At 67.3% G+C, this 15129-nt stretch carries 15 protein-coding genes; 5 read left to right on the plus strand and 10 right to left on the minus strand.

Annotation, left to right across the window (positions count from 1 at the left end):
• Nucleotide 1 precedes the first annotated feature (1 nt).
• The 4 genes from AC0Z6F_RS09985 to efp all read right to left on the minus strand — a co-directional run bounded on the left by AC0Z6F_RS09985 (nt 2) and on the right by efp (nt 3502).
• Nucleotides 2–697 (minus strand): phosphoglycolate phosphatase, encoded by a 696-nt coding sequence (locus AC0Z6F_RS09985; protein WP_006379721.1) that lies wholly within the window; start codon nt 695–697, stop codon nt 2–4.
• Nucleotides 694–1410 (minus strand): bifunctional 2-polyprenyl-6-hydroxyphenol methylase/3-demethylubiquinol 3-O-methyltransferase UbiG, encoded by a 717-nt coding sequence (ubiG, locus tag AC0Z6F_RS09990; protein WP_100435016.1) that lies wholly within the window; start codon nt 1408–1410, stop codon nt 694–696. The genes AC0Z6F_RS09985 and ubiG overlap by 4 nt, the downstream gene beginning before the upstream one ends.
• A gap of 23 nt (nt 1411–1433) precedes the next feature.
• Complete coding sequence (locus AC0Z6F_RS09995; RefSeq protein WP_012511648.1) at nt 1434–2777, minus strand: TRZ/ATZ family hydrolase; 1344 nt, start codon at nt 2775–2777, stop codon at nt 1434–1436.
• Between the two features lie 158 nt (nt 2778–2935).
• The gene (gene efp / locus AC0Z6F_RS10000) at nt 2936–3502 is read right to left on the minus strand and encodes an elongation factor P (protein WP_006379771.1); all 567 of its coding nucleotides are present in this window, start codon (nt 3500–3502) and stop codon (nt 2936–2938) included.
• A 97-nt stretch (nt 3503–3599) separates the two neighbouring features.
• Here efp and epmB point away from each other — a divergent pair, with 97 nt between their 5' ends.
• The gene (gene epmB, locus AC0Z6F_RS10005; RefSeq protein ID WP_012511649.1) at nt 3600–4640 is read left to right on the plus strand and encodes an EF-P beta-lysylation protein EpmB; all 1041 of its coding nucleotides are present in this window, start codon (nt 3600–3602) and stop codon (nt 4638–4640) included.
• Between the two features lie 73 nt (nt 4641–4713).
• On the opposite strand, the gene AC0Z6F_RS10010 is transcribed toward epmB, so the two are convergent.
• The 3 genes from AC0Z6F_RS10010 to AC0Z6F_RS10020 form a co-directional block, all read right to left on the minus strand.
• Nucleotides 4714–6840 carry a putative bifunctional diguanylate cyclase/phosphodiesterase gene (locus tag AC0Z6F_RS10010; protein WP_485617164.1) on the minus strand — a complete coding sequence of 709 codons (2127 nt, stop codon included), beginning with the start codon at nt 6838–6840 and terminating at the stop codon, nt 4714–4716.
• Nucleotides 6837–7739 (minus strand): phosphate/phosphite/phosphonate ABC transporter substrate-binding protein, encoded by a 903-nt coding sequence (locus AC0Z6F_RS10015; RefSeq protein WP_485617163.1) that lies wholly within the window; start codon nt 7737–7739, stop codon nt 6837–6839. Before AC0Z6F_RS10015 ends, AC0Z6F_RS10010 begins: the two co-directional genes overlap by 4 nt.
• Before the next feature lie 76 nt (nt 7740–7815).
• Nucleotides 7816–8586 carry an RNA methyltransferase gene (locus AC0Z6F_RS10020; protein ID WP_012511652.1) on the minus strand — a complete coding sequence of 257 codons (771 nt, stop codon included), beginning with the start codon at nt 8584–8586 and terminating at the stop codon, nt 7816–7818.
• Between the two features lie 120 nt (nt 8587–8706).
• Here AC0Z6F_RS10020 and AC0Z6F_RS10025 point away from each other — a divergent pair, with 120 nt between their 5' ends.
• Nucleotides 8707–9534 carry an inositol monophosphatase family protein gene (locus AC0Z6F_RS10025; protein ID WP_012511653.1) on the plus strand — a complete coding sequence of 276 codons (828 nt, stop codon included), beginning with the start codon at nt 8707–8709 and terminating at the stop codon, nt 9532–9534.
• 259 nt (nt 9535–9793) lie between these two features.
• Here AC0Z6F_RS10025 and htpX read toward each other — a convergent pair whose 3' ends face one another.
• Nucleotides 9794–10660: a protease HtpX gene (htpX, locus tag AC0Z6F_RS10030; RefSeq protein ID WP_006379846.1), complete on the minus strand. Its 867-nt coding sequence runs from the start codon at nt 10658–10660 to the stop codon at nt 9794–9796.
• 93 nt (nt 10661–10753) lie between these two features.
• Between htpX and gluQRS the strand changes: the two genes are divergently transcribed.
• The 3 genes from gluQRS to phaR all read left to right on the plus strand — a co-directional run bounded on the left by gluQRS (nt 10754) and on the right by phaR (nt 13162).
• Nucleotides 10754–11674: a tRNA glutamyl-Q(34) synthetase GluQRS gene (gluQRS, locus tag AC0Z6F_RS10035; RefSeq protein WP_485617162.1), complete on the plus strand. Its 921-nt coding sequence runs from the start codon at nt 10754–10756 to the stop codon at nt 11672–11674.
• A 17-nt stretch (nt 11675–11691) separates the two neighbouring features.
• The gene (phbB, locus tag AC0Z6F_RS10040; protein ID WP_006379851.1) at nt 11692–12432 is read left to right on the plus strand and encodes a beta-ketoacyl-ACP reductase; all 741 of its coding nucleotides are present in this window, start codon (nt 11692–11694) and stop codon (nt 12430–12432) included.
• Nucleotides 12433–12616: 184 nt separating this feature from the next.
• Nucleotides 12617–13162 carry a polyhydroxyalkanoate synthesis repressor PhaR gene (phaR, locus tag AC0Z6F_RS10045; RefSeq protein ID WP_012511655.1) on the plus strand — a complete coding sequence of 182 codons (546 nt, stop codon included), beginning with the start codon at nt 12617–12619 and terminating at the stop codon, nt 13160–13162.
• A 75-nt stretch (nt 13163–13237) separates the two neighbouring features.
• On the opposite strand, the gene AC0Z6F_RS10050 is transcribed toward phaR, so the two are convergent.
• On the minus strand, nt 13238–14194 hold the full coding sequence (locus AC0Z6F_RS10050) for a TraB/GumN family protein (RefSeq protein ID WP_485617161.1): 957 nt from the start codon (nt 14192–14194) through the stop codon (nt 13238–13240).
• Between the two features lies 1 nt (nt 14195).
• On the minus strand, nt 14196–15125 hold the full coding sequence (locus AC0Z6F_RS10055; RefSeq protein WP_485617160.1) for a DUF1684 domain-containing protein: 930 nt from the start codon (nt 15123–15125) through the stop codon (nt 14196–14198).
• Between the last annotated feature and the right edge of the window lie 4 nt (nt 15126–15129).

Below are 15129 nucleotides of genomic sequence, written 5' to 3' on the forward strand. Positions count from 1 at the left end.
CTTACGGCTGGGCCGGGGCTGCCGGCCGGGTCGGCCAGAGGCTGGCCAGTTGCAGAAGTTCGGCGTTCTCGACCAGCACGTCGGCCTGCCAGGCCAGCGGATCGTCGCTGTGCAGGCGATAGCCCCACAACGCCGCCACCGACGGCATGGCCGCGGCACGCGCGGCGATGATGTCGCGCTCGTCGTCACCCACGTACACGCAGTCTTCGGCGGCGATGCCGATGGCCTGCGCGGCGTGCAGCAACGGCAGCGGGTGCGGCTTGCGCTCGGCCAGGCTGTCACCGCCGACCAGCACCGCGCAGCGCTGCTGCCAGCCGTACTGCGGCAGGATCAGCCGCGCCAGGTACTCGGGCTTGTTGGTGACGATGCCCCACACCGTGCCGGCAGCGTCCAGCGCGGCGAGCATGCCCGCCACGCCGTCGAACAGCACCGCGTGCTGGCCGATCAGCGCTTCATAGCGCTGCAGGAACTCGGGAATCAGGGCATCGCGTTCAATGGCTTCCAGCTCAGGGAAGGCCACCGACACCATCGCGCGCGAGCCCTTGGACACTACCGGCCGCAGCAGCACCGGATCGACCGGCGCGCGACCACGCTCGGCCAGCATCGCATCAAGGGTGGCGACGAAGTCCGGTGCGCTGTCCAGCAGGGTGCCGTCCAGGTCGAACAGCACCGCGCGCGGGAACTGCACGGTGGTCATGCAGCCTTGACCGCGTAGGCCAGGTAGTTGATGTCGGTACGACTGCTCAGGCGGGCATGGTTGCGCCACGGCTCGTAGGCCATGCCGCTGACATCCACCAGCTGCATGTCGGCCTCGCGCAGCCAGCGCGCCAGCTCGGCCGGCTTGATGAATTCCTGGTAGTGATGGGTGCCCTTGGGCAGCAGCCGCGCCACGTACTCGGCACCGACAATCGCCACCGCGAAGGCAGCAGCGGTGCGGTTGATGGTCGACAGGAACAGGTGGCCGCCCGGCTTCAGCAGGCGCTTGCAGGCCTCGATGATCGCGCCCGGGTCCGGCACGTGTTCGAGCATTTCCATGCAGGTGACGACATCGAAGCTGCCCGGCTGCTCGGCGGCCAGGTCCTCGGCGGCCTGCACCCGGTAGTCGACCTTGGCACCGCTTTCCAGCGCATGCAGGCGCGCGACCTTTACCAGTTCCGGGGCCAGATCAATCGCGGTGACGTCGGCACCGGCCTGGGCCAGTGCTTCACTCAACAGGCCACCACCGCAGCCGATGTCGAGCACGCGTGCGCCACGCAGCGGCACGCGGTCGGCCACGTACTGCAGGCGTACCGGGTTCAGCGCATGCAACGGCTTCTGCGGGCCGTCAGCGTCCCACCAGCGGTTGGCCAGTGCGGCGAACTTGTCCAGCTCGGCCTGGTCGAAATTGGAGGATGCGTGGGGGGCAGTCATGGGGAGTCCTTGCAGCGCCGGGTTCAGGCGCGGATATGACGGATGCGCTCGCGCCACTGGCGCGCGTTGGCGATGATGCCCGGCAGGTCCATGCCGACCAGCTCGCGCTGCACCAGCTTCGGCTTGCCGGCAATCCAGACGTCGCTGACCTGCTGGCGGCCGGTGGCGTACACCAGCTGCGACAGCACGTTGTGCAGCGGCTGGGTTTCCAGCGCGGACAGATCAACGCAGACCAGGTCGGCCTGCTTGCCGACTTCGATCGAACCGATGCGGTCGCCGAAGCCCAGCGCACGGGCGCCACCGAGGGTGGAGGCGCGCAGCGTGGTCGCCGCGTCCAGCGCGGTGGCATCGTCGGCCACGGCCTTGGCCAGGATCGCCGCGGTGCGGTTCTCGCTGAACATGTCCAGGTCGTTGTTGCTCGCACAGCCATCGGTGCCGATGGCCAGGTTCACGCCGGCGCGCTGCAGAGCGCAGGCCGGGCAGAAACCGGAGGCCAGCTTCAGGTTCGATTCCGGGCAGTGCACCACACTGACGCCACGCTCGGCGCACAGGTGGATTTCCGCATCGGTCAGCTGGGTCATGTGCACCGCGATCAGGCGGTCATTGACCAGGCCGAGCCGATCCAGCCGCGCCAGCGGGCGCTGGCCATGCAGCTTGATCGAATCGGTGATTTCCTGCGCGGTCTCGTGGGTGTGCAGGTGCACCTGCATGTCGAGCTGGTCGGACAGCATCCGCACCCGCTCGAAGTTGGCATCGTTGACCGTGTACGGCGCATGCGGGGCAAACGCGGTGCCGATCAGCGGATCGGTGCGCCACTGGTCATGCAGTTCACCGGCCTTGGCGAAGTACTCGTCATCGGTCCTGGCCCAGGCGGTGGGGAAATCGATGATGACCGCGCCAACCAGCGCGCGGAAACCGTGCTTCTTGTAGACCGCGGCCTGCACGTCGCCGAAGAAGTAGTTCTCGTTGGCGCAGGTGGTGCCGCCGCGCAGCATCTCGGCGATGGCCAGGGTGGTGCCGTCGGCAACGAACTCGGGGCCGATCACCGCCGCTTCCACCGGCCAGATGTGCTGCTGCAGCCAGGTCATCAGCGGCAGGTCGTCGGCGACGCCGCGCAGCAGGGTCATCGGATTGTGCGTGTGCGCGTTGACCAGGCCCGGCATCAGCGCGGCCTCGGGACGGCTGACCACCTGGGTGGCGCGGAAACGCGCACGGGCTTCGGCACGCGGCAGGATGGCCACGATCTCGCTGCCGCGAACGGCCACGGCATGGTCTTCCAGCACCACCGCATGCGGCTCGATCGGAACGACATAACCGGCTTCGATGAGCAGGTCGCAGGCTTCAGGGAGGTGCGGGCTATCGCTCATGCGGGCTCACTGGCTGGGGGGGCGGTGGCCCACGATCCCCCGCGGGAGGATCGTGGTCGTGGCGCCGGGCGATACCCGGCGCCGTCCCGCAACCGTTGAGGTGGCGGGGTTGCCGGCCAGCGGCCGGCACTACACAAGGCGGGCCTGCGGCCCAGACCTTACTTCACGCGCGAGGAGTACTCGCCCGAGCGGGTGTCGACCTTGATGATTTCATCCTGGTTGACGAACAGCGGCACGCGGACCACTGCGCCGGTTTCCAGGGTGGCCGGCTTGCCGCCGCCGCCCGAGGTGTCGCCACGGACGCCCGGATCGGTCTCGGTGATCTTCAGTTCGACGAAGTTCGGCGGCTGCACGAAGATCGGCGAACCGTTGAACAGGGTCACGATGCAGGACTCTTCACCCTTCAGCCACTTCTCGGCGCCGCCCATGCCGGCCTTGTCGGCCTGCACCTGCTCGAAGGTTTCCGGGTCCATGAAGTGCCAGTACTCGCCGTCGCTGTACATGTAATCCATGTTGGTATCGACCACATCGGCCACTTCCACGTCATCGGTCGCCTTCATGGTCATTTCGACCGTGCGGCCCGACTTGATGAAGCGATAGCGCACGCGGGTGAAGGCCTGGCCCTTGCCCGGCTTGATGAACTCGGTCTCGGAGATGACGGCCGGTTCATTGTTGACCAGGATCTTCATCCCGTTCTTGACATCGTTCATGCCCGCAGTGGCCATGCTCAAGCTCCTCAAATGGCGAAACCGCCGCGCGTGCGGCGAGCCGGATAGAATGGAAAGCCCACCGGAACCCCGGCGGGCAACTGTTTATGTGTCCATGATAACCGCAGGCCCCCTGTCCATGCAGCTTTCCGCCTTCCCCCGGACCCCGTCGCCAGGCGCGCCCGCACGCTGGCAGCAGCTCTGGCGCCAGGCGCTGCGCGACCCGCACGCCCTGCTGGCCCGGCTGCAGCTGGACCCGGCCGCGCTGGGTGTCTCGGACCAAGCCATGGCCCAGTTCGCGCTGCGCGTGCCGGAGGGCTTCGTGGCCCGCATGCGCAAGGGCGATGCCGCCGACCCGTTGCTGCGCCAGGTGTTGCCGATCGACGAGGAAATGCGTCCGGCGCCCGGCTTCAGCTTCGACGCGGTGGGCGACGGCGCGGCAAAGAAGGCCACCGGCGTCATCCAGAAGTACCGGGGCCGTGCCCTGCTGGTGGCCACCGGCAGCTGTGCGATCAACTGCCGCTACTGCTTCCGCCGGCACTTCGACTATGGCGCGGAGAATGCCGCCAAGGGCGGCTGGCAGGAGGCGGTGGCGGCCATCGCGGCCGACCCGGACATCGACGAGGTGATCCTGTCCGGTGGCGATCCGCTGTCGCTGGCCACGCACAAGCTTGCCGAGCTGACCGACGCGCTGCGCCAGATCCCGCACATCCGGCGGCTGCGCATCCACACGCGGCTGCCGATCGTGCTGCCGGAGCGCGTGGACGAGGAACTGCTGGCCTGGCTGGGCGGCCTGCCCTGGCCGCTGGCGATCGTGGTCCACGCCAATCACGCCAATGAATTCGACGCCAGCGTGGACGCAGCGATGGCCCGCCTGCGCGGTACCGGCGCCCAGCTGCTGAACCAGGCGGTGTTGCTGCGCGGGGTCAACGACAGCGTGCAGGCCCTGCAGGACCTGAGCGAGCGCAGCTTTGCCGCCGGCGTGCTGCCCTACTACCTGCATCAGCTGGACCGGGTCGAGGGCGTGGCCCACTTCGAAGTGGATGACACCCAGGCCAAGGCGTTGATCGCCGGCCTGACCGCACGCCTGTCCGGCTACCTGATCCCGAAGCTGGTGCGCGAACTGCCCGGCGACCCGAGCAAGCGCCCGCTCTGACCGTCAAAAAGGGGACGGAGGGGATTAAGTCGCAAATGCATTTGCGACTTAATCCCCTCCGTCCCCTTTTTTGTCAGAGGCCCGATTCAATCATCCGCACCACTTCGGTGGCGGTCACCGGGTGGCTCAGCCAGTAGCCTTGGCCGAGGTCGCAGCCACGCTGGGCCAGCAGCTCGAACTGCGCCTGCTGTTCGATGCCCTCGGCCACCACCGTGATGCCCAGCGCATGGGCCATGGCGATGATCGCCGTGGTCAGGGCCAGGTCGTCGGGGTCGCGCTGCATGTCGGCGACGAAACTCTTGTCGATCTTTACCCCGTCCACCGGCACCTGGCGCAGATGGCTGAGGCCGGAGAAGCCGGTGCCGAAATCGTCCAGCCAGACCTTCACCCCGGTGCGGTGCAGCTTGTCCAGCAGCTGCGCGGCCACCATCTCGTCGCCGATCACCGCCGTCTCGGTCAGCTCCAGGTGCAGGCGCGAGGCCGGCAGCCCGGACTCATGCAGGCACTGCGCCACCAGTGCCGGCAACTCACCGCCGCGCAGCTGCCGCGGCGATACATTGACCGATACGAACAGGTCATCACCGGCCGCTCCGCGCGGCCACTGCGAGGCTTCCATGCAGGCCGCGCGCAGCACCTTCGGGCCGATGATCTCGATCAACCCGCTCTGCTCGGCCACTTCGATGAACACCGACGGCGGGATCGTGCCCAGGGTCGGGTGCTGCCAGCGCAGCAGCACTTCGACACCCACCATGCGGCGGTCGCGCATGCGGAAGATCGGCTGGTAGGCCAGGCGCAGCTCGCCTCGCTCCCAGGCACCGCGCAGCTCCTGCTCCATGTGCACGCGGCGCTCGACCGCATGGTCCATCGCGCGGCTGTAGTAGCGATAGCAGTTCTTGCCGGCCATCTTCGCCTGGTACATGGCGATGTCGCCGTTCTTCAGCAGCGCGGTCGCATCGGCCGCATCGTCGGGGAACAGGGTCACGCCGATCGAGGTGCCGAGGAACAGCTCCCTGCCCTGCACCACCAGCGGCTTGCCCAGCTCGCGCACCAGCACTTCGGCCAGCAACCGCGCGTTGGCAGCCACGTCACCGTCGCCGACCAGGATCACGAATTCGTCGCCACCGAACCGCGCCAGCAGCGCCTCATCGCCACCGGCATCGGTCACTGCGCGGCCGATGCGCTGTGCGAACTGCAGCAACGCCTCGTCGCCTGCCTCGTGGCCAAGGGTATCGTTGACCCGCTTGAAGTCGTCGATGTCGGCAAACAGCAGGCCCAGCCGATGGTTGGAGGCGCGCGCGGCCATCAACCGGTGATCCAGCGCCTCGCGGAACGCCAGCCGGTTGGTCAGCCCGGTCAACGCATCGGTATAGGCCATGCGCCGCACTTCGCGATCATGGCGGGCGATCGCATCACGCATGCTGGCAAAGCCGCGCACCAGCTCACCGACCTCGTCATCGCGACTGTTCTCGGCCAGCGGTGCCTGGTAGTCCCCGGCTTCGATACGGCGTGCCGCCGCAGCCAGGTCGCGGATCGGCGCCACCAGCGTGCGCTGCACGTAGAGGATCACCACCACGCCGATCACCACCAGCAGGCCCAGCATCAGCAGCAGCCAGCCCAGGTGGCGGCTGCCAACCTGCTGCAGGCGCTCTCCGAGGGTGGCGTTGGCAGCTTGTTCGCGCTGCTGTACCTCGTCCAGCGCCATACCGACGCGGACGCCGCCGATACGCTGATTGCCGACCATGATCGGCATCGCGTTGTCGAGCACCTTCGGCGATTCCTGCACCACCAGTGCCCGTGCGGCCACAGCCCTGGGCGCCAGCGGGTCGGCCATGGGCTGCCCGAAGCCCGCGACTTCCACCGTACCGTCATGCACCAGCCGGCCATGGTCATCGAACACCAGCACGTAGCGCACCACCTGCTGGCGGGCGGTATTGCGCACCAGCGCGCCGACCTGGTCCAGGTCGCGGTAGTACAGCGGGTTGGCCAGCGCATCGGACAACTCGCGCGCCATCGCCTCGCCACGGCTGCGCACGCCGCGGTCGAACAATTCATGGATGACGCTGCCACTGAGGTTGCGCACCTCGCTCTGCATTGCCGTCTGCCGCCCAAGCAGTACCGCCAGGATCGCCACGACAACGATCATCGCCCCGCCCATCGCGAGCAGGAACCGGGCCTGCATTCCCGAGCCGAGCCACTTCATTCCACTTCCATCCGCACGCGCGTCAATCCTTGTTTCAATTCATCCAGCCGCTGCTGCGCATGCGCATCGACGCGGTGGAAACCGGAAGTGCCAAAAAACCGATGCAACGCCCCCTGCGCCCGCGGATCGCTGGCCGCCTCCAGCAGCACCTGCTGCAGGCGGTCACGCACCTTCGGATCGAGGTCGGCGCGCACCATCTCCACCGCACGCGGGTACGGCTCGGTGCGCAGCAGCTCGCGGAAATCGCGCCGGAACGCCGCCGGCACCCGCCGTTCGTCACTCCAGTCCACGCTGCTCACCGCCCCCACATCGGCCATGCCCTTGTGCACATAGGTGGCGATGTTCAATTCACTGCGTACGAACATGTAACCCACGCTGTCCCGGCCCGGCATGTCCCAGGCCCCGGCCAGGATCTGTGGCGACAGCCCGTCCTGCAGCAGGGTCATCACCGGCACCAGGGAGGCACTGGTGGAGGCGGTGTTCTGCAGGGCCAGGCGATGGCCGCGCAGATCCTGCACGCGATGGATCGGGCTGTCGTTGCGCACGAAGAACACCGTCTGGTATTCGCGCACGCCATTGCGCTCGGTCAACAGCAGCGGACGAGCGCCGCTGCGCTGGCCCAGCGCCATGGCCGTGCCCGATGTTTCGGTGACCCAGTCGACCCGTCCCCGCCGCAGATAGCTGGCCATCTGCTGGGGATCACGCGCCATCAGGATCCTCCCCTCCTTGATGCCAACGTCGTGCATGCGCGCCACCACATAGTCCAGCAAGGGCTGCAGCTGCTCGTAATGAGCCTTGGGATCATCGCTGATCCGGCCCAGCACCAGCACCGGGTCCGTTGCTGCACGCACCGTCCCGGCCAGCAGGACCATGGCCAGGCTCAGCAGTCCCCCCTGCATTGCCTTTCGAAGACCCGACACAGGCTTCATCCCCCCTGGGTATCCGGACAGACTACCCGAAAAAATGAGAACGTCGTCAGCTGTCCTTGTTGCCCGCCTGGGCCAGCCGCGCCATGCGCTGGGTGTCGGCGAGGATGCCGCGCAACAGGCGCACTTCCTGCTCGCTCGGCTCGCTGCGCAGGAACAGGCGGCGCAGCTTGCGCATCGCCGATTCGGGCGCGCGGCCCTTGTGGAAATCGATCTCGTCCAGGGTGTCGCCGAGCTGGGCGAAGAAGCTCTCCATCTGCTCATGGCTGGCCACCGGTTCGCGGACGCCGGTCCCGGACTCAACCACCGGCTGTGCGCCAAGCAGCTGCATGCGGGTTTCATAGGCCAGGACCTGTACGGCCGCCGCCAGGTTGAGCGAGCTGAACTCCGGATCGGACGGGATGTGCACCGCCGCGTGGCACAGCTGCAGCTCTTCATTGGTCAACCCGGTGCGCTCGCGACCGAATACCAGCGCCACCTCGGCGCCTTCACCGGCTTTGGCCACCGCGCGGGCAGCGGCGTCGGCGGGCAGGTATTCCTCCAGCTGGACGCGGCGGGCACGGGCAGTGCAGCCCAGCACCAGGCGGCAGTCGGCCACGGCCTCGGCCAGGGTGGCCACCACCGGGGCGTCACCGAGTACGTCTTCAGCACCGGCCGAGCGGCGGAAGGCCTCCTCGTCCAATGGCTTTTCGGGCGCGACCAGCACCAGGCGGGCCAGGCCCATGGTCTTCAGGGCACGGGCGGCGGCGCCCATGTTGCCGGGGTGCTGGGTGCCGACCAGGACGAATCGGAGGCGGGTGGCGACGGGAAACTGGGACATGAACAGGGAAAATGTCGAGCTGGACGAAGACCAATGGTAAACTGTGCGGCCGGCCACTGCGCCGGACCCGCTCTTTTCCCCCGCCAGCCCTTCTCTTCTGCCTTTCCGGGAGCCCACGCCATGCAGAAACCCGCCGTAACCGTCATGGTCAAGGCCGCCCGCCTCGCCGGCAACGTCCTGTTGCGCAACATCAACAAGCTCGAGGCGCTGAATGTGGTGCAGAAGGGCCGGATGGACTACGCCAGCGAAGTGGACGCGGACGCGGAAAAGGTCATCGTCAAGGAACTCAAGCGCGCCTATCCCGAATACGGCATCTTCGGCGAAGAAGGTGGCGTGCAGGGCGAGCGTCGCCAGATGTGGGTCATCGACCCGCTCGATGGCACCAGCAATTACCTGCGCGGCGTGCCGCACTACTGCGTGTCGATCGCCCTGGTCGAGAACGGCGAGCCGACCGATGCAGTCATCTTCGATCCGCTGCGCAATGAACTGTTCACCGCCAGCCGTGGCGCTGGTGCCGTGCTGAACGACCGCCGCATCCGCGTTGCCGACCGCAAGGACCTGGAAGGCACCATGATCCACACCGGCTTCGCCCCGCGTGAGCGCGCCCGCGCCAGCGCCCAGCTGAAGTCGGTCGACACCCTGCTGGTCCAGGCCGAGGACATCCGCCGCACCGGTTCGGCCGCGCTGGACCTGGCCTACGTGGCCTGTGGCCGCGCCGATGCCTACTTCGAAGCCGGTGTGAAGGCGTGGGACATCGCCGCTGGCCTGCTGCTGGTCCGCGAGGCCGGTGGCAAGGTCTGCGACTTCAAGGGCGCGACCCTGGGCCGCATGGACAACCGCGGCCCGGACACCCACCAGATCGTGGCCGGCAACCTGAAGGTGGCCGAGTCGCTGCAGAAGGTGCTGGTGAACACTGGCTACGCGGCGGAGTTCGACGCGAAGTTCTGAGGTTCCGTGTAAAGCGGTTCATGGAGACGGCACCTGCGAAGGTGCCGTTTTTGTTTGCGCGCCCGCGCATAGGTAGCGCCGGGATCATTTCCGCGACCGCGGAGGGGTGTCACTTTCTTTGTGCGCAAAGAAAGTGACACCTCTCTGCAGGCGCGGAAACGATCCGCCGGGCACGACCCGGCATCCGCAATGCATCCCGCAAACAAAAACGCCCGGCGCGAGGCCAGGCGTTCCTGCACTACCGTGGAAGTACGGAGGCTTACGCCACCGTCGACGCCCGCAGCGCGGCGATGCGCTCTTCCAGCGGCGGGTGGCTCATGAACAGCTTCTTCGCCGTCGAACCGGCAATACCGAACGCCGCAATCTGGGTCGGCAACGTGCTCTGGCCGTGGTTGAGCTGCAGGCGTTCCAGCGCGGCGATCATCTTCTGGCGGCCGGCCAGCGAGGCACCGCCTGCGTCGGCGCGGAACTCGCGATGGCGCGAGAACCACATCGAGATCATGGTGGCGAACAGGCCGAACACCATCTCCAGCACGAACACGATGATGAAGTAGGCGAAGCCACGGCCGCCGCCTTCGCGATTGCCCGACAGCGCGCTGTCGATGATGCCGCCGACCACGCGGGCCAGCACGATCACGAAGGTGTTCAGCACACCCTGCAGCAGCGCCATGGTGATCATGTCACCGTTGGCGACGTGGGCGATCTCATGGCCCAGCACTGCTTCGGCCTCGTCTTCACTCATGTTGTGCAGCAGGCCGGTGGACACCGCCACCAGCGCATTGTTGCGGTTGGCACCGGTGGCGAAGGCATTGATCTCCGGGCCTTCGTACACGGCCACTTCAGGCATGCCGATGCCGGCGGCCTTGGCCTGACGCTCGACGGTGGCCAGCAGCCAACGCTCGGTCTGGTTGCGCGGCTCGGTGATGACCACCGCACCGGTGGAGCGCTTGGCCATCCACTTGGACAGCAGCAGCGAGATGAAGGAGCCACCGAAACCGAAGATACCGGCCATGACCAGCAGGCCGCTCATCGAACGCGAATCCACGCCCAAGAGTGACATCACGATGCTGGCCAGGATCAGCACCGCGAGGTTGGTCGCTAGAAAGAGGGCAATACGGGTGAACATGGGAAATTCCGGCTCGGAAGGGGTCGATATCGATCAATTTGCGGTGCGGTCAGCTTGAATTCAAGCGCCAACCTGACCGACGATTCAGCCAGCATGACCTCCCCCATTCCCTGCGGCCGCTTCGCACCCTCGCCCACCGGCCTGCTCCACCCCGGATCCCTGCTCGCCGCCTTCGGCAGCTGGCTGCTTGCCCGCCATCATGGCGGCCTGTGGCGGCTGCGCATCGAAGACGTCGATCCACCACGCACCGTGCCCGGTGCGGCGGAATCACAGCTGCAGGCGCTGGCCGCGTTCGGCCTGGTCCATGATGGCCCGATCCTCTGGCAGAGCGCCCGCAGCGAGGCCTACCAGGCCGCGCTGGATGTACTGCTCGCCAGCGACCAGGCCTTTGTCTGCCACTGCAGCCGCAGCGACCTTGCCGCCAGCGGCGGCATCCATCATCGCTGCTGGGCCCGGCAACCACGACCGGACCCAGCCGTCCGCTTCCGCGTGCCGCCCGGCAGCCTCGTGCACTTCGACGATGGCCTGCGCGGCCCGCAGCAGCAGGACGTGCAGGCCGAGGTCGGCGACTTCGTGCTGCGCCGTGCCGACGGCTGCTGGGCCTACCAGCTGGCGGTGGTGGTCGATGACGCCGCGCAAGGGGTGACCGAAGTGGTGCGCGGTGCCGACCTGCTCGACTCCACCGCGCGGCAGATTCTGCTGCAGCAGGCATTGGGGCTGGCGGTGCCGCGCTACTGGCACCTGCCGCTGCTGCTCGATGCGCCGGGCCACAAGCTGTCCAAGTCCTTGGCGGCGCTGCCGGTCGACAGCGCACGCCCGCTGCCGGTGCTGCGCCAGCTCTGGCAGCTGCTCGGCCAGGCCCCTGAGGCGCTGGCGCAGGCACACGACCTGGACGCGCTGCTGGCCGCCGCTCGACGGGCCTTTGACCCCGCCCAACTGCCGCGCACCGACATCCTGCTGCCGGCCGGCGCACTTTCCGCGCCGATGTTGCAGAATCCCCCTTCCCCCACCTGATTCCCGGACAGCATTCCATGACATCTCGCGTCGCACTGGTCACCGGCGGAACCGGCGGCATCGGTACCGCCATCTGCCAACGCCTGGCCGACCAGGGCCACCGGGTCGCCACCAATTACCGCGATGAAGCCAAGGCCCGGGCCTGGCTGCAGGCGATGACCGAACGCGGCTACAGCGTGTCGATCTTCCCGGGTGATGTCTCTGATCCAGACAGCGCCGAGGCGATGGTGCGCGCGGTCGAGGCCGAGCTCGGTCCGGTCGAGATCCTGGTCAACAACGCCGGCATCACCCGCGACACCACCTTCCACCGCATGCGTGCGGACCAGTGGCACGATGTGATCAACACCAACCTCAATTCGGTGTTCAACGTCACCCGCCCGGTCATCGAAGGCATGCGCCGCCGCGGCTGGGGCCGGGTCATCCAGATCAGCTCGATCAACGGCCTGAAGGGCCAGTACGGCCAGGCCAACTACGCAGCGGCCAAGGCCGGCATGCACGGCTTCACCATCTCGCTGGCCCGCGAGAATGCCGGCTTCGGCATCACCGTCAACACCATTTCTCCGGGCTATGTCGCCACCGACATGGTGATGGCAGTACCGGAGGAAGTGCGCGCCAAGATCATCGCCGACATCCCCACCGGGCGCCTGGGCAAGCCGGAAGAAATCGCCTACGGCGTGTCGTTCCTGGTGGCCGACGAGGCCTCGTGGATCACCGGCAGCAACCTGGACATCAACGGCGGCCACCATATGGGCTGGTAAGCCGCGCACGGGGTGGTTGCGCCGCGCGTTGCCGCCCCCCTGCCGAGAGTCATGCTGCGCAGCACGCAAACCCTTGTTGCGCAACATGATCGCCGCCGAAAGCCAAGCCTGGCGGGGGCTGAGGCGGTTGCAACGGCTGCTGCACTGCGCCATGCTGCGCGTCTACTGTGACGAGTACCGCTTCATGGCTGCGACCCGCATCATCAAGAAGTATCCGAACCGCCGTCTCTACGACACCGAGATCTCCAGCTACATCACCATCGAGGACGTGCGCCAGCTGATCCTGGACGGTGAAGACTTCGAAGTCCGCGACGCCAAGAGCGGCGACGACCTCACGCGATCGGTCCTGCTGCAGATCATCGCCGACCAGGAACAGGACGGCGAACCGATGCTGTCCACCCAGCTGCTGAGCCAGCTGATCCGCTTCTACGGCGATTCCCTGCAGGGCTTCATGGGCAATTACCTGGAGCGCAGCATGCAGGTCTTCCTCGACCAGCAGCAGCAGTTCCGCCAGCAGATGGGCAACCTGCTGGGCCAGACCCCGTGGGCGATGATGAACCAGCTGACCGAGCGCAACCTGGAGCTGTGGCAGGAGTTCCAGCGCAACATGGGCACCGGTTTCGGCGGCCCGCGCCCGGGTGGTACCGGAACGGGTACCGGCACCAGCACGGGTAACAAGCCGAATGAACCCGGCACCGGTACGGGTACCGGCGGCAAGACGCGCCGCTGAGCCATTGCTCCGGCTGGAACGATAACGGCGCGCCCCTTGGCGCGCCGTTCTGTTTTGCAGTGCAGCCGCGATGCGTCAGCGTTTCGCCTTGCACCCCGTGCACACGCGCTCGACCTTGTAGCCCTTCGCCTTCAGCTTTTCGACCACGCCATCGTTGCCGAGCAGATGAAGCGTGCCGACCACGACCAGCGTACCGCCCTGCCCGGCCTGCAGGTACGGCAGCAGCTTGGGCACCCAGGCATCATTGCGACCGGTGTTGATGCGCTGGTACAGCTGCGGATACTGCTGGCGCATCTCCGCCGCCATCTTGGTCCACAGCACGCGCTCATCGCCGCGCCGCCAGGCGTCGTGCAACTGGCGGGCCTGCTCATCACCCTTGCCGGCCTGGTCCAGCGCCTCGGACAGCATCTGACGCTGCTCCTGCACCGTCATGCCGTCGAGCATGCCGATCTGGGTATCGATATCTTCCAGGCCAGCGGTCTTGCGGCCAGTCTTCTGCGCGCGCTCCATGAAGTGGCGATCCAGGCCCAGCGCCGGGTCCAGCCCCATCTTCTGCATCTGCCCGACCGAAATGCTCAGGCCGACAAACCACGGCTTCATGCCCTGCATCTGCGCCAACGGCAGCTTGTTCTCGGTGGCGAACACCTGCAGTTTCTGCCAGGTGGCGGCATCAAGATCACGCTTGAGTTCGCTGCCATCGGTGCGCACCGCGGCCTGCACCATGCGGCTGGCCAGCTGTGGCGACTGCATGTCTTCGGGCGACAGCTCTAACACCACCCGCTGCGACGCCTCGAAGGCCTGTTCCACATCGGGTGACAACGGATAGTCCTGCGGCTTCAGCAGGTGGAACGAACCGAGCAGGTACACGCGTGCATCGCCGGGGCCGGTTACCTTCCACAGCAGGGGTACCGGCGGCTTGGCGGTACCGGCAGCAGCAACGTCAGCCGCGGGTGCATTGCGCGCCAGCGCCAGCGGCGCGATCGCACAGGCCGCCAGCAGCAGCGTGGCGCGGAACAGCAATCTGATGGGCATTTCAGCCTTCTCCTTCAGGCAGGTGGTAGGCCTTCTCGCCCGCTTCCACGCGCAGGTCCAGCCGGTTTTCCGGTGGCGCCAACGGGCAGGTCGCATAGGCGGTGAACGCACACGGCGGGTTGTAGGCGTGATTGAAATCGATGCGTACCGTGCCGTCGGCGCCGGGCGCATCGGTGTCCAGGTAGCGGCCGGCCGGATAACTGCCACGGCCGCTGGTGCGGTCGGCGAAGATCAGGAACAACGGCTGCCCGGGAGCACCGATCGCCTCCAACCGCCAGGCGCGTCCATCGCGCTCGAACTCGACCGCACCGGCATTCGGCATCTCGGTGGTCAGGCCGGTGATATCGACGATCGGCAAGGTCTTGCCCGGCGGATGCGCGATGAAGCGCGCCTGCACCTGCCAGTCCGGACCACCAGGCCAGTACTCCAGCCCGGCGAAATCACGGCGTGCCGGTGCGTCGGCGTGCTTGACCCGCAGCGCATCGCGCGGGCCGCGTCGGATGATGCCGAGCTGGCCCTTGCCACCATCGAAGGCCAGCAGGGTCGGCTGCGGATCCTTGTCGGTGTCGATGCGGATGCGGCCGCGCACCGGCTGGCCGTCATGGCTGATCTCGGCGCCCGCTTCCGGGGTGAACCACCATTGGCTGCCTTCGCGACGCAGCAGGCCCAGCTTGTCCGGCCCAACCGCCAGGCGGATGCCGTTGGTGGCGCCGCTGCCGACGAAATGCGATTTGTTCGGCAGCCAATGCAGGCCAACCAGTGCTGTCCAGCCATCGGGCCGGGCCAGGTCCTGGTAACGCGCCACGCGCCACTGCTGCTGCGCGGCGGCATAGGCTGGATCTTCAGCAACGGCCGGTGCCGGCGGCGTCGCCGGGCTGCAGGCCGCCAACAACAAGGCGGCCAGCAGGCCGCCCATTCCCCGATAACGCATCGAT

This window comes from Stenotrophomonas sp. 1L-E-5-B-C3 (assembly GCF_057292075.1).

Bases quoted from the DNA above. Each gene is read 5' to 3' on its own strand.
- AC0Z6F_RS09985 (WP_006379721.1), bottom strand. From the start codon at position 697: ATGACCACCGTGCAGTTCCCGCGCGCGGTGCTGTTCGACCTGGACGGC.
- ubiG (WP_100435016.1), bottom strand. From the start codon at position 1,410: ATGACTGCCCCCCACGCATCCTCCAATTTCGACCAGGCCGAGCTGGAC.
- AC0Z6F_RS09995 (WP_012511648.1), bottom strand. From the start codon at position 2,777: ATGAGCGATAGCCCGCACCTCCCTGAAGCCTGCGACCTGCTCATCGAA.
- efp (WP_006379771.1), bottom strand. From the start codon at position 3,502: ATGGCCACTGCGGGCATGAACGATGTCAAGAACGGGATGAAGATCCTG.
- epmB (WP_012511649.1), top strand. From the start codon at position 3,600: ATGATAACCGCAGGCCCCCTGTCCATGCAGCTTTCCGCCTTCCCCCGG.
- AC0Z6F_RS10010 (WP_485617164.1), bottom strand. From the start codon at position 6,840: ATGAAGTGGCTCGGCTCGGGAATGCAGGCCCGGTTCCTGCTCGCGATG.
- AC0Z6F_RS10015 (WP_485617163.1), bottom strand. From the start codon at position 7,739: ATGCAGGGGGGACTGCTGAGCCTGGCCATGGTCCTGCTGGCCGGGACG.
- AC0Z6F_RS10020 (WP_012511652.1), bottom strand. From the start codon at position 8,586: ATGTCCCAGTTTCCCGTCGCCACCCGCCTCCGATTCGTCCTGGTCGGC.
- AC0Z6F_RS10025 (WP_012511653.1), top strand. From the start codon at position 8,707: ATGCAGAAACCCGCCGTAACCGTCATGGTCAAGGCCGCCCGCCTCGCC.
- htpX (WP_006379846.1), bottom strand. From the start codon at position 10,660: ATGTTCACCCGTATTGCCCTCTTTCTAGCGACCAACCTCGCGGTGCTG.
- gluQRS (WP_485617162.1), top strand. From the start codon at position 10,754: ATGACCTCCCCCATTCCCTGCGGCCGCTTCGCACCCTCGCCCACCGGC.
- phbB (WP_006379851.1), top strand. From the start codon at position 11,692: ATGACATCTCGCGTCGCACTGGTCACCGGCGGAACCGGCGGCATCGGT.
- phaR (WP_012511655.1), top strand. From the start codon at position 12,617: ATGGCTGCGACCCGCATCATCAAGAAGTATCCGAACCGCCGTCTCTAC.
- AC0Z6F_RS10050 (WP_485617161.1), bottom strand. From the start codon at position 14,194: ATGCCCATCAGATTGCTGTTCCGCGCCACGCTGCTGCTGGCGGCCTGT.
- AC0Z6F_RS10055 (WP_485617160.1), bottom strand. From the start codon at position 15,125: ATGCGTTATCGGGGAATGGGCGGCCTGCTGGCCGCCTTGTTGTTGGCG.